The sequence below is a fragment of the Pseudomonas sp. genome (genome assembly GCF_036404235.1).
GTDB lineage: Bacteria > Pseudomonadota > Gammaproteobacteria > Pseudomonadales > Pseudomonadaceae > Aquipseudomonas.
The window spans coordinates 1-13,621 of the sequence record NZ_DASWOT010000063.1 but is presented as its reverse complement, the minus strand read 5'-3'; the positions used below and the strand labels follow the sequence as shown (position 1 = coordinate 13,621).

The 13,621-nt window shown below is 58.3% G+C and carries 15 protein-coding genes; 5 read left to right on the top strand and 10 right to left on the bottom strand.

What is annotated here, in order from left to right; genetic code table 11:
- Positions 1-321: thioesterase family protein (locus tag VGC62_RS07940; RefSeq protein WP_331186521.1), on the top strand; the 321-nt coding region annotated here is incomplete at its 5' end.
- Between the two features lie 128 nt (positions 322-449).
- Here the strand turns inward: VGC62_RS07940 and fba are convergent.
- The 7 genes from fba to tkt form a co-directional block, all read right to left on the bottom strand.
- Positions 450-1,514: a class II fructose-bisphosphate aldolase gene (fba, locus tag VGC62_RS07935; RefSeq protein ID WP_331186520.1), complete on the bottom strand. Its 1,065-nt coding sequence runs from the start codon at positions 1,512-1,514 to the stop codon at positions 450-452.
- Positions 1,515-1,638: 124 nt separating this feature from the next.
- Positions 1,639-1,962 carry an MliC family protein gene (locus VGC62_RS07930; protein ID WP_331186519.1) on the bottom strand — a complete coding sequence of 108 codons (324 nt, stop codon included), beginning with the start codon at positions 1,960-1,962 and terminating at the stop codon, positions 1,639-1,641.
- A gap of 51 nt (positions 1,963-2,013) precedes the next feature.
- Positions 2,014-2,214 carry a hypothetical protein gene (locus VGC62_RS07925; protein ID WP_331186518.1) on the bottom strand — a complete coding sequence of 67 codons (201 nt, stop codon included), beginning with the start codon at positions 2,212-2,214 and terminating at the stop codon, positions 2,014-2,016.
- 89 nt (positions 2,215-2,303) lie between these two features.
- Positions 2,304-2,531 carry a hypothetical protein gene (locus VGC62_RS07920; protein WP_331186517.1) on the bottom strand — a complete coding sequence of 76 codons (228 nt, stop codon included), beginning with the start codon at positions 2,529-2,531 and terminating at the stop codon, positions 2,304-2,306.
- Positions 2,532-2,559: 28 nt separating this feature from the next.
- A complete protein-coding gene (locus tag VGC62_RS07915) occupies positions 2,560-3,723 on the bottom strand; it encodes a phosphoglycerate kinase (protein WP_331186516.1) in 1,164 nt (387 codons plus the stop codon).
- A 17-nt stretch (positions 3,724-3,740) separates the two neighbouring features.
- Positions 3,741-4,790, bottom strand: a complete 1,050-nt coding sequence (gene epd, locus VGC62_RS07910) for an erythrose-4-phosphate dehydrogenase (RefSeq protein WP_331186515.1) — start codon at positions 4,788-4,790, stop codon at positions 3,741-3,743.
- A 188-nt stretch (positions 4,791-4,978) separates the two neighbouring features.
- Positions 4,979-6,976 carry a transketolase gene (gene tkt, locus VGC62_RS07905; protein WP_331186514.1) on the bottom strand — a complete coding sequence of 666 codons (1,998 nt, stop codon included), beginning with the start codon at positions 6,974-6,976 and terminating at the stop codon, positions 4,979-4,981.
- A 259-nt stretch (positions 6,977-7,235) separates the two neighbouring features.
- Between tkt and VGC62_RS07900 the strand changes: the two genes are divergently transcribed.
- The 4 genes from VGC62_RS07900 (at position 7,236) to VGC62_RS07885 (ending at position 11,794) form a co-directional block, all read left to right on the top strand.
- Positions 7,236-8,231 (top strand): metalloregulator ArsR/SmtB family transcription factor, encoded by a 996-nt coding sequence (locus VGC62_RS07900; RefSeq protein WP_331186513.1) that lies wholly within the window; start codon positions 7,236-7,238, stop codon positions 8,229-8,231.
- A gap of 20 nt (positions 8,232-8,251) precedes the next feature.
- Positions 8,252-9,442: a methionine adenosyltransferase gene (gene metK / locus VGC62_RS07895; RefSeq protein ID WP_331186512.1), complete on the top strand. Its 1,191-nt coding sequence runs from the start codon at positions 8,252-8,254 to the stop codon at positions 9,440-9,442.
- Between the two features lie 184 nt (positions 9,443-9,626).
- Positions 9,627-11,312: an NAD-dependent DNA ligase LigB gene (gene ligB, locus VGC62_RS07890; protein ID WP_331186511.1), complete on the top strand. Its 1,686-nt coding sequence runs from the start codon at positions 9,627-9,629 to the stop codon at positions 11,310-11,312.
- A 62-nt stretch (positions 11,313-11,374) separates the two neighbouring features.
- On the top strand, positions 11,375-11,794 hold the full coding sequence (locus tag VGC62_RS07885) for a DUF1090 domain-containing protein (protein ID WP_331186510.1): 420 nt from the start codon (positions 11,375-11,377) through the stop codon (positions 11,792-11,794).
- 83 nt (positions 11,795-11,877) lie between these two features.
- On the opposite strand, the gene VGC62_RS07880 is transcribed toward VGC62_RS07885, so the two are convergent.
- The 3 genes from VGC62_RS07880 to VGC62_RS07870 form a co-directional block, all read right to left on the bottom strand.
- Entirely contained in the window at positions 11,878-12,357 is a 480-nt protein-coding gene (locus tag VGC62_RS07880; protein ID WP_414705762.1) for a c-type cytochrome, read from the bottom strand.
- 86 nt (positions 12,358-12,443) lie between these two features.
- A complete protein-coding gene (locus tag VGC62_RS07875) occupies positions 12,444-12,830 on the bottom strand; it encodes an MAPEG family protein (protein ID WP_331186509.1) in 387 nt (128 codons plus the stop codon).
- Positions 12,831-12,844: 14 nt separating this feature from the next.
- Positions 12,845-13,621 (bottom strand): DMT family transporter (locus VGC62_RS07870; protein WP_331186508.1); only part of this gene is annotated, 777 nt, incomplete at its 5' end.

Genomic DNA, 13,621 nt, shown 5'->3' with positions numbered 1-13,621 from the left:
AATTCGCTGTTTACGCTGGAAGCGCACATCAACTACCTGCATGAAGTGACGCTGGATGAGCACGTTGAAGTACGCACGCTGATCGTCGCTCACGATAAAAAGCGTGTGCAGCTTTATCACAGCCTTCACCGGTTGGGCAGTGATGAAACCTTGGCGGCAAGCGAACAAATGCTGTTGCATGTGGACTTGGCGGGCGGGGCAAAGTCGGCGCTGTTCAGTGAGCAGTCGCTCGGCAAGCTTGCCGATATTCTAGAGAGGCAGGTTGATCAGCCAGCACCTGCGTACATCGGGCGTGTGATTGGCTTGCCGCCGCAACGCTGATCCCTGTAGGAGTAATCGGCGGTTAGGACCGTCGCGAAAGCGGTGTCAGACACACCGCATACAGCCACAAATCCCGGACATAAAAAACCCGCATCGCTGCGGGTTCTTTCTGTCAGTTGACGCTCAGATCAGTTGATCTTCGCGTTCAGCTCGCCTTTGGCGTAACGCTCGAACATGCGCTCCAGAGAGATCGGCTTGATCTTCGAAGCGTTGCCGGCAGTACCGAACGCTTCGTAACGGGCGATGCAGACGTCGCGCATGGCCGTTACGGTTTTGGCCAGGTATTTACGTGGGTCGAACTCGCTTGGGTTCTTCGCCAGGAACTCGCGAATCGCACCGGTGGACGCCAGACGCAGGTCGGTATCGATGTTGACCTTACGCACGCCGTACTTGATGCCTTCAACGATTTCTTCGACCGGCACACCGTAGGTTTCTTTGATGTCGCCGCCGTATTCGTTGATGATTTTCAGCCATTCCTGTGGCACGGAAGACGAACCGTGCATCACCAGGTGAGTGTTCGGAATGCGCTTGTGGATTTCTTTGATACGCTCGATAGCCAAGATGTCGCCGGTAGGCGGCTTGGTGAACTTGTACGCGCCGTGGCTGGTGCCGATGGCGATGGCCAGGGCATCGACGTTAGTGCGTTTGACGAAGTCAGCGGCTTCTTCCGGATCGGTCAGCATCTGGCTGTGGTCGAGAATGCCCTCAGCGCCAACGCCGTCTTCTTCACCGGCCATACCGGTTTCCAGCGACCCGAGAACACCCAACTCGCCTTCAACCGATACACCGCAGGCGTGGGCCATGGCCACAACGCGCTGGGTGACGTCGATGTTGTAGTCGTAGGTGGTCGGCGTTTTGCCATCGACGCCAAGCGAGCCGTCCATCATGACCGAGCTGAAGCCCAGTTGGATCGAACGCTGGCAGATGTCAGGGCTGGTGCCGTGATCCTGGTGCATGACCACCGGAATGTGCGGGAACTCTTCGATTGCCGCGAGGATCAGGTGGCGCAGGAACGGGGCGCCTGCATATTTACGCGCACCGGCCGAAGCCTGAACGATCACCGGGGAATCGGTCTTGTCAGCCGCTTCCATAATGGCGCGCATCTGTTCCAGGTTGTTCACGTTGAATGCAGGGACGCCGTAACCAAATTCGGCTGCGTGGTCCAACATCTGGCGCATGCTGATAAGTGCCATTGTCTGTCTCTCTCCCGGTAGGGTCGTTAATCGTGCATACCTGCCGTTTCGGCGGCTGCTGTTCAAATTATAGGGGCGTATGACTCACAAGCCCGGTACAGCATCAATCAAGGTACAAGGCCGATTACTGCGCCTTGCAACCGCGACCGATCAAATCGTTGGTAGCGTCCCAGTAAACCAGGCCTTCGCTACCCTTGTTGTCGAACGCCAGCACGCCGTTACTGTACAGCGCGCCAGAAGCGCCGGGCTCAGCCTGTAGCCGAAACACCTGTTCGCTTTGATTCAAACGCACATCGACCTCTTTGTTCGAAGGATCGACATAACGCCAGTAGACCTCGGCTTTGCTGTCACATACCCAATGGGTCCATGGATCAACCGGGCCTGGGGCCTTCATGCTGGCGCAACCGCCCAGCACTGCAAGTGTCGCGAGGGCAATCAAGCCTTTCATTACAACTCCTGGTTCCCCTGCGAAGCGCGACACATGCCGCTCGTTTCGATGTCAGGGGCAGTTTTGTTCCTGATTACGATCGCCGCCAGGCTCACCGGTAGCCTGTGCTTCGACCCGCTGTTGATTCTCGGTCGTCGGCACATTGATAGAGGCCGGTACCAGCACTTCACACGCTTTATGGTGAGCATTGGAGCCAGAACAACCGGCCAACAGCACCACACAACACATCACGGACAGGGCTACGGTCTTCACGATGAAACTCCTTGTTCAACGAATCGGCATTCACCCTGTAATGACCACTCGTGTTGCCATATGTTGCTAATCGTCCTTGAATACGCAGGTCAACGGCAGGCTACAGGTCCGACAGCCGGCATGAAATCATACTTCTCCCAGAACTGCGGCCCACCGCGCGCATAGACGACCGGCACGGTTTCCGCCTGCCACCCGGCCTGATAGCAACTGACGTGAACCAATTGGGACGCAGCCGTGTCTGCCTCCTCGGCTTCAGGCTTGCTGGCACAACCGCCTAACAAGCCCGCTATCAGTAAAAGCGGTAATGGCTTAACCATGTAACTCCCCTTCCCCAACGGCCGAAATTCAGGCCTTGGCGCGTTGTTCCAGGATTTCCACGGCTGGCAGGACTTTGCCCTCGACGAACTCAAGGAACGCGCCACCGCCAGTAGAAATGTAGGAGATTTGATCCGCCACACCATATTTATCGATTGCCGCCAATGTATCGCCGCCGCCTGCGATGGAGAATGCCGAGCTTTCGGCAATGGCTTTAGCGAGTGTCTTGGTGCCTTCGCCAAATTGGTCGAACTCGAAAACGCCAACCGGTCCGTTCCACAGAATAGTCTTGGAAGATTTCAACAACTCGGCGAACTGCCTGGCGGTCTGTGGCCCGATGTCGAGGATCATGTCGTCGTCCTCCACGTCGGCGATCAGCTTGACGGTGGCTTCAGCGTCTTGCGCAAAAGCCTTGGCAACCACCACGTCAACCGGCAGCGGCACGCTGACTTTGGCGGCGATGGCGCGCGCGGTATCCAGCAGGTCCGGCTCGTACAGCGATTTACCCACCTTGTAGCCCGCCGCTGCGAGGAACGTGTTGGCGATACCGCCGCCAACGATCAACTGATCACAAACAGTACTGAGGCTGTTGAGCACGTCGAGTTTAGTGGACACCTTGGAGCCTGCAACGATGGCGGCCATAGGCTTGGCCGGTGCGCGCAAGGCCTTACCCAGTGCATCCAGCTCGTTCGCCAGCAGCGGGCCAGCAGCAGCAACCTTGGCGAACTTGGCGACGCCGTGGGTCGATCCTTCAGCGCGGTGCGCAGTGCCAAAAGCGTCCATCACGAACACATCACACAGAGCGGCGTACTTGTGTGCCAGCTCGTCAGTGTTCTTTTTCTCGCCCTTGTTAAAGCGTACGTTTTCAAACAGCACGATGTCGCCGGCTTTGACGTCGACGCCATCAAGATAGTCAGCCACCAACGGGACTTCACGCCCCAAGGCTTTGCTCAGGTAATCGGCAACCGGCTTGAGGCTATTTTCAGCGGAGAACTCGCCTTCGGTCGGACGACCAAGGTGCGAGCAAACCATGACAGCCGCACCCTTTTCCAGCGCCAGCTTGATGGTCGGTAGCGAAGCAAGAATGCGTGCGTCGCTGGTGACAACACCGTCCTTGACCGGGACGTTGAGGTCTTCACGGATCAATACGCGCTTACCTTGCAGATCGAGATCGGTCATCTTCAACACGGTCATGAGGCGTTCCTGTGCTTTTACTGTTGTTGTTGCGAGACGCGCAGATAGTGCTCTGCGACGTCCAGCATTCGATTGGCAAAACCCCATTCGTTGTCGAACCAGGCCAGCAGGTTCACCAGTCTAGGGCCGGAAACCCGGGTTTGACTGGCATCGACAATGGCCGAATGAGGGTCATGGTTAAAATCACAACTGGCGTGCGGCAATTCGGTGTATGCCAACAAGCCTTTCAGCGGGCCGCTGGTAGCGGCCTCGCGAAGAATGCGGTTGATCTCCCCCGCATCGGTATCACGCGAGGTTTGCAGCGTGATATCCAGACACGAGACGTTAACCGTCGGCACACGAACAGCTTTGGCCTGAATTCGGCCGGCAAGTTCCGGCAACAGCCGCTCAATCCCACGCGCCAGACCAGTGGACACCGGAATGATCGACTGGAAGGCCGAACGCGTGCGGCGCAGGTCTTCATGATGATAGGCGTCAATTACCGGTTGGTCGTTCATCGCCGAGTGAATAGTGGTGATAGTGATGTATTCCAGGCCCAGCGCCTGATCAAGCAATTGCAGCAATGGCACGCTGCAATTGGTGGTGCACGACGCAGCTGACACCAGCAACTCACGCCCGGTCAGCTTTTGCTGGTTGATGCCATAAACGATAGTGGCATCGACATCGGCTTCACTGGCCATCGGCTGCGAGAACAATACGCGTGGCGCGCGGGCGGCCAGAAAACGCTCGCCGTCGGCGCGGGTGTTGTAGACGCCAGAGCATTCCAGCACCAGGTCGATGTCCAGTGCATCCCAGTCGATGCCTTCAGGCGTCGCACTGCGAAACACTTTGATGACGTGATCATTGATGTGCAGAAAATCGCCTTCGACCCGCACTTCGCCGGGAAACCGGCCATGCGTGGAGTCAAAACGCGTGAGGTATTCAAGGCTGGCCATGTCGGCCAGATCGTTGATTGCCACCACTTCAAACCCAGCCTTTGCACCACGCTCGCACAGCGCACGCAAGACGCAACGACCGATACGGCCGTAACCGTTAAGGGCAACTCTATAAGGACGGTGTTGGGGCATGGGGTTCTCGCAAAAGCGGATGTTGCATATATCCCTGTAGGCGCGTGGCTCGTCCCGCGATCCGCCGGGAACCGGCAGCAAACCTGCGAATGCGGTGTGTCAGCCACAACCGGGTCGCATGATTTTACTGCCGCTACGCAACAAATCGCGGGACGAGCCACGCGCCTATACGGGGCACGCGTTGCTTCTCAGTCTTCCAGCAACTCTTCAGCCGTGGAAATAACGTTCTCCAACGTGAAGCCGAACTCCTCGAACAGCGCCGGTGCTGGCGCCGACTCGCCGAAGGTGGTCATGCCAATTACGCGACCTTCCAGGCCCACATATTTGTACCAGTAGTCGGCGTGAGCAGCCTCGATGGCGATGCGCGCGCTGACTTGCAACGGCAGAACCGCCTGTTTGTAAAAAGCATCCTGCGCGTCGAAAACACTGGTACACGGCATGGAAACCACCCGCACGTTACGACCGGCAGCGCTCAGTTGCTCGTAGGCCAGTACGGCCAGGCCGACTTCCGAACCTGTAGAAATCAGGATCAGTTCAGGCTCGCCCACGCAATCACGCAGCACGTAGCCGCCGCGAGTGATGTTTTCCAGTTGCTCTGCGTCACGTGCCTGATGGGTCAGGTTCTGACGAGAGAAGATCAGCGCCGAAGGCCCGTCGTTACGCTCGATGGCGTATTTCCAGGCCGCGGCCGACTCCACAGCGTCGGCTGGGCGCCAGGTGTCCAGGTTCGGCGTAGTACGCAGGCTGGTCAGTTGCTCAATCGGTTGGTGCGTCGGGCCGTCTTCACCCAGACCAATGGAGTCGTGGGTAAAGACATAAATGACGCGCTTCTTCATCAGCGATGACATACGCACCGCGTTACGGGCGTACTCCATGAAGATCAGGAACGTCGCGCCGTATGGCACGAAACCGCCGTGCAGGGCGATACCGTTCATGATCGCGCCCATGCCGAACTCGCGCACACCGTAATGCAAGTAGTTGCCGCTGGCGTCTTTGCCAGTGATGCTCTTGCAGCCGTTCCAGAGGGTCAGGTTGGAGCCGGCCAGGTCAGCCGAACCGCCGAGGAACTCCGGCAGCAACGGGCCAAAAGCGTTCAAAGCGTTCTGGCTGGCTTTACGGCTGGCGATGGTTTCGCCCTTGGCGTTGACTTCAGCCACATAGGCTGCGGACTTCTCGGCGAAGTCGGCTGGCAGCTCACCGCTCATGCGACGAATCAGTTCATTAGCCAGATCAGGGTGCGCCGCGGAATACGCCGCGAAACGCTGGTCCCACTCCGCTTCCGTCGCCAGGCCTTTTTCCTTGGCGTTCCACTCGGCATAGATGTCGTCCGGGATCACAAAAGGACCGTGGGACCATTTCAGTGCAACGCGGGTGAGAGCGATTTCGTCATTGCCCAATGGAGCGCCGTGGCAGTCTTCCTTGCCTTGTTTGTTTGGCGAGCCAAAACCGATGGTGGTCTTGCAGCAGATCAGGGTCGGCCGATCACTCTTGCGAGCGGTCTCGATGGCGATTTTGATCTCTTCGGCGTCGTGACCGTCGACGTTACGGATAACCTGCCAGCCGTACGCTTCGAAACGCTTGGGCGTGTCGTCGGTAAACCAGCCTTCGACTTCGCCATCGATCGAGATGCCGTTGTCATCGTAGAAAGCGATCAGTTTCCCGAGTTGCAGAGTACCGGCTAGCGACGCGACTTCGTGGGAAATACCTTCCATCATGCAGCCATCACCCATGAACACGTAGGTGTGGTGGTCAACGATGTTATGGCCAGGGCGATTGAACTGCGCGCCCAGTGTTTTCTCGGCAAGGGCAAAACCCACGGCGTTGGCAAAACCCTGGCCCAGTGGGCCAGTGGTGGTTTCAACGCCTGGGGTATAGCCGTATTCCGGGTGGCCTGGCGTGCGGCTGTGCAACTGACGGAAGTTTTTCAGGTCGTCGATGGACAGGTCGTAACCGGTCAGGTGCAGCAGCGAGTAGACCAGCATCGAGCCATGGCCGTTGGACATGATGAAACGATCACGGTCGGCGAACGAAGGGTTGCTGGGGTTGTGTTTCAGATAGTCATGCCAAAGGACTTCAGCGATATCTGCCATGCCCATGGGGGCACCGGGGTGGCCGCTGTTGGCCTTTTGCACGGCATCCATGCTAAGGGCACGAATGGCATTGGCACGCTCACGACGGCTGGGCATCGCTGATCTCCTGGGGCAGAAAGAATTTGGGATCTGAAAAAGGCGGCCATTTTCCCTCAGGCATAGCTTCGGGGCAATGACAGATAACGCCACAGCTCGATTTTCCCGAGTTGTGGGGGCTTTTTATTTCAAATGACAACCCTGGCACGCGCAGATGGCGGAATCACGGCGCCATATGAGCGCCACCTATCGACCAATATCAAAACTTTTTGATATTGGTCTTGCAGGCAGACAAGTCGATAACTAGACTGCCTGCCCTATGAATCTTCGCGTGCCTGTCATCAGCCATGATCCTTGCGACGACCTGGCCGCCCTGTGCAAGGCCGGGGGCGATCCGCTGCGGCTGAATGTACTGCGAGCACTTTCCAACGATTCGTTCGGCGTATTGGAGCTGGCGCAGATTTTCGCCATCGGTCAGTCCGGCATGAGCCACCACCTTAAAGTGCTGGCACAGGCTGATCTTGTGGCCACACGCCGCGAAGGCAACGCCATTTTTTATCGCCGCGCCCTGCCCCATGTCGAGCAAACCGGCGGCAAGCTTCACGCGGCGTTGCTGGAAGAAGCAGACGGATTGACCTTACCCGAGGACGTCCAGGCAAGAATCAGCCTGGTCCATCGCCAACGCGCCAACGCCAGCCAGGATTTTTTCTCCCGTACTGCCGAGAAATTTCGCGCTCAGCAAGACTTGATCGCAGGGCTCGCGCAGTACCAGGACAGCCTGCTGTCGCTGCTGGACAAATTAAGCTTCGGCGCCGACGCCACTGCGGTGGAAGTCGGCCCCGGCGATGGTGGTTTTCTACCTGAACTGGCGCAACGCTTCCGACACGTCACGGGGCTCGATAACAGCCCGGCGATGCTGGAGCTGGCCAGACAACTGTGTGAGCGCCAGGCGCTGGACAACGTCGATTTGAAACTGGCCGACGCTTTGGGCGACAACCCTATACACGCGGACTGCGTGGTGTTGAACATGGTGCTTCACCATTTCGCTGCGCCAGCCGAAGCACTGAAACAATTGGCCAACCTGTTGCAACCGGGCGGTAGCCTGCTGGTGACAGAGTTGTGCAGCCACGACCAGAGTTGGGCCAAGGAGGCCTGCGGCGATCTCTGGTTGGGTTTCGAACAGGAAGATCTGGCCCGTTGGGCCATCGCTGCGGGGCTGGTCCCCGGGGAAAGCCTGTATGTAGGCTTACGTAATGGTTTCCAGATTCAGGTCCGCCATTTTCAGCGACCGGCTGGCGACACTCACCATCGGTAACAATCAGGAAATCCGTCGAGATGAGCGAATACTCCCTTTTCACCTCCGAGTCCGTGTCCGAAGGGCATCCGGACAAAATCGCCGACCAGATCTCCGATGCGGTTCTGGACGCCATTATTGCTGAAGACAAATTCGCCCGCGTTGCGTGCGAAACCCTGGTCAAGACGGGCGTCGCGATCATCGCGGGCGAAGTCACCACCAGTGCCTGGGTTGACCTGGAGCAGATCGTTCGTGACGTGATCAGCGGCATTGGCTACACCAGCTCTGACGTTGGCTTCGACGGCGCTACCTGCGGCGTGATGAACATCATCGGCAAGCAGTCCCCTGACATCAACCAGGGTGTAGACCGCGCCCGCCCTGAAGACCAGGGCGCTGGCGACCAGGGCTTGATGTTCGGCTATGCCAGCAACGAAACGGCTGAGCTGATGCCCGCGCCAATTGCCTTCTCGCACCAGTTGGTAAAGCGCCAGGCTGAAGCCCGCAAATCGGGCCTGCTGCCTTGGCTGCGTCCGGACGCAAAATCCCAGGTCACTTGCCGCTACGAGAACGGCATCGTGGTCGGTATCGACGCTGTCGTTCTGTCGACTCAGCACAACCCGGAAGTGTCCTACGCCGATCTGCGCGAAGGCGTAATGGAACTGATCGTCAAACAGGTGTTGCCAGCCGAACTGCTGCACAAAGACACCCAGTTCCACATCAACCCAACCGGCCAGTTCATCATCGGTGGCCCAGTGGGCGACTGCGGCCTGACCGGTCGCAAGATCATCGTCGACAGCTACGGCGGCATGGCCCGTCACGGCGGCGGCGCGTTCTCCGGCAAAGATCCATCCAAGGTTGACCGTTCGGCAGCTTACGCCGGTCGTTACGTAGCCAAGAACATTGTCGCCGCAGGCCTGGCCGAGCGTTGCGAGATCCAGGTTTCCTACGCAATCGGCGTCGCACAACCGACTTCGATCTCGTTGAACACCTTCGGCACCGGCAAGATCAGCGATGACAAGATCGTCAAACTGGTCCGCGAGCATTTCGACCTGCGTCCATACGCGATCACCACCATGCTCGACTTGCTGCACCCGATGTACCAGGAAACAGCAGCATACGGCCACTTCGGCCGCACGCCGGAAACCAGGACCGTGGGCGACGACACGTTCACCACGTTCACCTGGGAAAAAACCGACCGCGCCGAGGCCCTGCGCGCGGCTGCCGGTCTGTAATACGCCTTAGCTGCATGGCGTAAGAAAAAGCCCCTGTCGGTGCAAGCCGTCGGGGGCTTTTTCATTGCCGTTAGAGCAGCGCGGTCGATGTAGGGGTCTTCGCAAAATCCAGTAACCACGCCAAACCCGATTCCAGACCGGCAGCCGCTAGCCTCACAGGCATTTCCCAAGCAAGGATGCGTTGATGCTGCTCTCCATTCGTCTGTTCGCCTGCGCCGTTGTTGCGATGTATTCCATCACGTCCTACGCAATCCCTTGCCCTGAGTGGCCACCCGCCAAGGCCCGATCAGAAATATCTTCGCTACAAACCCAAATCGGTCGCTGGAACGACAGTTATCACCGCGAAGGCGTTTTACTGGTCGCTGACGAACTTTACGACCAATCCGTTGAACGCCTGGCGCATTTAAAAAGCTGTTTTTCGAAAGCCCCATCACCCGCTGACAATCCGTTGATCACGGCGGGCGGAACGCTGCTGCACCCCATACCCCACACAGGCTTGAACAAGTTGCCTGACGAAATCGCCGTGCAGGCCTGGCTTAAAGGGCGCAGCGATCTATGGATTCAGCCGAAGGTGGATGGTGTGGCGGTGACGCTGGTGTATGAACACGGCGAGCTGACACAGGTCATCAGCCGAGGCGACGGCCTTAAAGGTCAGGACTGGAGCGATAAGGCGCAAGCGATTGCGGCAATTCCTGAACATTTGCCCTGGCAAAAAACCCTGATCCTACAGGGCGAGCTGTATTGGAAACTGGACAGCCACGTTCAAGCGCAGGCCGGCAGCTTGAATGCGCGCAGCAAGGTCGCGGGGTTACTGGGCCGTCACTCGATAAGCGTGCAGGAGGGCGCGAACATTGGGCTATTCGTCTGGGACTGGCCAGACGGCCCCGCGACCATGAAGGAGCGTCTAGCCGGGCTGCGAGCACTGGGCTTTGACGACAGCATGGACTTTAGCGAACCGCTTGAAGGTTTGGCACAGGCACAAAAATGGCGCGATCACTGGTATCGCAGCCCGCTGCCGTTTGCCACCGATGGCGTGGTGATGCGCCAAAGCGAGCGACCTCCCGTCGAGCGCTGGCAGGCAAAGGCGCCGTACTGGATCGCCGCGTGGAAGTACCCCTTCGCTCAGGCGCTGGCCGAGGTGCGCGCGGTCAATTTCAATGTCGGGCGTAGTGGCCGGATCACGCCCGTGCTGGACCTAAAACCGGTCCAACTGGATGACAGAAAAATCAGCCGCCTGAGTGTCGGATCGCTGCAACGGTGGCGAGAGCTCGATATTCGTCCGGGTGATCAGGTCGCGGTCAGCCTGGCTGGCCTGACCATTCCAAGGCTGGAGGGCGTTGTATCGCGCAGTGTCGAACGACTGGCACTGGATATTCCAGAGAGCGCTGATTATCACGCCCTGAGCTGCTGGCAAATCACCCCGGCGTGCAAGGATCAGTTCCGAGCGCGTTTAATCTGGCTCAGCGGCAAGAAGGGGCTGAACATCGCAGGTGTGGGGCCTGGGACATGGGACAAACTGATAAAGGCCGGGAGAATCGAGAGTCTGCTTGATTGGATGACCCTGGACAGTGCGCAGCTTGGTAACATTCCCGGCCTCGGCGAGCGCAGCAGCGCTAAACTGCTGGACAGTTTTCAGAAAGTCCGCGAACGGCCCTTCATTGTGTGGCTCAAAGCAATCGGGCTACCCCCCACCGGGAACGCCCTCCTGAGCAATCAGTGGAGCGACTTGGCAACGCGCAGTATTGAGCAATGGCGGGCCGAACCGGGCATTGGCTCAGGTCGTGCAGAGCAATTGCTGGCGTTTTTTCAAGACCCACAGGTACAAGCGTTAAGCGCACAACTGCGGGCGCAGGCAATTGACGGGTTTTAGCCATTTATGTGTGCCGGACGATTGTATCGAGCGTCCGGTCATTCAATTTTCCAGGAGCGTTTATGAAATTCTTGTCACCGCTAGCGGTGCTCGCCGCCGTTGGGCTGCTCGCAGGCGCAGCCTTCGCCGCCGAACCAGCACCCGCCTTGAGTGGATGCGCAGTCAAACGCCAGGACATCAGCACGCAGATCGAACACGCCAAGGCAGCGGGCAATAGCGATCAGCAGGCGGGTCTGGAAAAAGCCCTCAGCGAAGTGACCGCCAATTGCACTGATGCCACGCTGCTCAAAGAGCAGGAGCAGAAAGTCTTCGAAGCCAAACGTGAAGTCAGCCGCCGCCAGGCCGACCTGAACAAAGCCATGAGCAAAGGCGACCCGGAGAAGATCGACAAGCGCAAAGACAAACTCGCCGAGTCGCGCAAGGAGCTGCAGGACGCACAGACCGAGCTGGAGAAGGTTCAGCCCGATCAGGACGATGAATAAAACAGCTGCACGCTTTAAGCCTCAAGCTGCAAGAGCTGCCCATTCGCGTCTTCTTGCAGCGTGAAACGTTTAGCTGCCCCCTTTCAATAATCCCGAAACTCTTTGTGGCACGCATCGCACGCGCCCTCGACCTTGTCCATTGCAGGGCTCAGGATGCTTTTCTGAAACGGTCGAGCCTGGCTGGCAATCACAAGTTCTCCAGTCGCGGATTCCAGCGAACTGGCCAACACCTGAAATCGGGCCTGTTTCTGCCAGACGTCATCCTTGGCGCTGGAGTGATCAGCCTCACGCACAGCGGGGAAATGCTTCCACGGTTCGTGGGACAAACCGTCAAGCTTGACCGCGCCCTCGGCAAAACGCTGACCATCGAATGCCACTCGCCCGCGCAGCATGCCGCCCATGTCTTCACTGGTCTTGAGCATTTCTTTGAAAATCGCTTTGCGCTGACCCAAGGGCGAGTTCGGATCGACGCCACCGCAGGCGCTCAGCATCAGGCAGGCAAGGGCGACCACGCAAAGGCGTTTCGTCGACAGCGTGTTCAAAGGCAGACTCGTCAACGTCATGGGCCACTCAGGCGGGGGAAGTCCGGAAAGACGCCGCCAGTATCTTCGCCCCATGAACAAAACCCAAATGAAGGATTACACGTCGATCACACCGAAACGACGAACAGCGTCACCACCAGCGCAAGGCCAGCGAACCACGCCAACGAGCGCAGGGCGGCCCAGTCCGCCAGGTAGAAGATGATGTAGAGCAGGCGCGTGGTGACAAACAGAACCGCCAGCACGTCAATTGTCACCAATTGAGCAGCACCCGCGATGTGGGCGATGATCACCGCCGCCGCAAAACCCGGAATCGCTTCGAAACTGTTGAGCTGCGCGGCGTGAGCGCGACGCGGCAGACCTTCGAGCTGATCGAGGAAGTCCCTGGGGTTGTGGTTCTGCCGCGCACTGAATTTGCCACTGCTGAACTTGGCAATTGAAGTACACACCAGCGGCAACAGAATCACGATCAACACGCACCAAAAAGCAACGGTCATAACCACATCCTTTTTTAGAATTTGAGCTTCATCAGAAGCATCCCGAATAACACCAGTCCACAGGCTAAGAGCCGAGGCCGACCGAAAGGTTCTTTCAGATACCGCATGCCGAAAAGCACCACCAGCACCACGCTGACTTCACGCAAGGCCGCAGCCTCCGCCACCGAGCCCAACTGCATGGCCCACAGCACCAGCGCGTAACTCAACAGCACGCAGAATCCGACGCTCAGCCCCAGCTTCCACTGCTCACGCCAGAACAACGTGAATGCCGCACGCTTGCCGACCATCGCCAGCAACGGAAACGGCCAGGCGCTGATCAAAGTGAGCCAGACCAGATAATTCAGCGGTGCCACGCCAAGCTTCAGCGCCTGACCGTCGATCCAGGTGTAGCAACCAATGCACAGCCCAATCAGCCCCACCACAGGCAACATCGACCACGGCAAACGATCACCACCGCCGCCCTGCCACAGCAGGCAGACCATGCCGCACGGGATCAACAAAATACCAAGAACTTGCTGAGTGCTGAGCGGCTCTGCGGCAAACACCAGCGTCAGCACCAATACCACCAACGGCGACAACCCACGCATCAACGGATAAACCAAACCCAGATCGCCCACTCGGTAAGCCCGGATCAGCAGCGCGCGATAAAACAGCTCGAACAGCGCCGAGGCCACCAGCCAAGGCCAGATTTCAATCGGCGGCGGCGAAACGAAGCCCACGGCAAACAAGACCAGTACGAACGCGACAATGTCCATGCTGGCGATCACCAGCAAGCGCTCGCCACTGAACTT

Excerpts from the sequence above, each read along its gene's own strand:
- VGC62_RS07900 (WP_331186513.1), top strand. The coding sequence starts at position 7,236 with ATGAATCTTCGCGTGCCTGTCATCAGCCATGATCCTTGCGACGACCTG.
- VGC62_RS07885 (WP_331186510.1), top strand. The coding sequence starts at position 11,375 with ATGAAATTCTTGTCACCGCTAGCGGTGCTCGCCGCCGTTGGGCTGCTC.
- tkt (WP_331186514.1), bottom strand. The coding sequence starts at position 6,976 with ATGCCCAGCCGTCGTGAGCGTGCCAATGCCATTCGTGCCCTTAGCATG.
- fba (WP_331186520.1), bottom strand. The coding sequence starts at position 1,514 with ATGGCACTTATCAGCATGCGCCAGATGTTGGACCACGCAGCCGAATTT.
- VGC62_RS07875 (WP_331186509.1), bottom strand. The coding sequence starts at position 12,830 with ATGACCGTTGCTTTTTGGTGCGTGTTGATCGTGATTCTGTTGCCGCTG.
- VGC62_RS07930 (WP_331186519.1), bottom strand. The coding sequence starts at position 1,962 with ATGAAAGGCTTGATTGCCCTCGCGACACTTGCAGTGCTGGGCGGTTGC.
- ligB (WP_331186511.1), top strand. The coding sequence starts at position 9,627 with ATGCTGCTCTCCATTCGTCTGTTCGCCTGCGCCGTTGTTGCGATGTAT.
- VGC62_RS07915 (WP_331186516.1), bottom strand. The coding sequence starts at position 3,723 with ATGACCGTGTTGAAGATGACCGATCTCGATCTGCAAGGTAAGCGCGTA.
- epd (WP_331186515.1), bottom strand. The coding sequence starts at position 4,790 with ATGCCCCAACACCGTCCTTATAGAGTTGCCCTTAACGGTTACGGCCGT.
- metK (WP_331186512.1), top strand. The coding sequence starts at position 8,252 with ATGAGCGAATACTCCCTTTTCACCTCCGAGTCCGTGTCCGAAGGGCAT.
- VGC62_RS07920 (WP_331186517.1), bottom strand. The coding sequence starts at position 2,531 with ATGGTTAAGCCATTACCGCTTTTACTGATAGCGGGCTTGTTAGGCGGT.
- VGC62_RS07880 (WP_414705762.1), bottom strand. The coding sequence starts at position 12,357 with ATGACGTTGACGAGTCTGCCTTTGAACACGCTGTCGACGAAACGCCTT.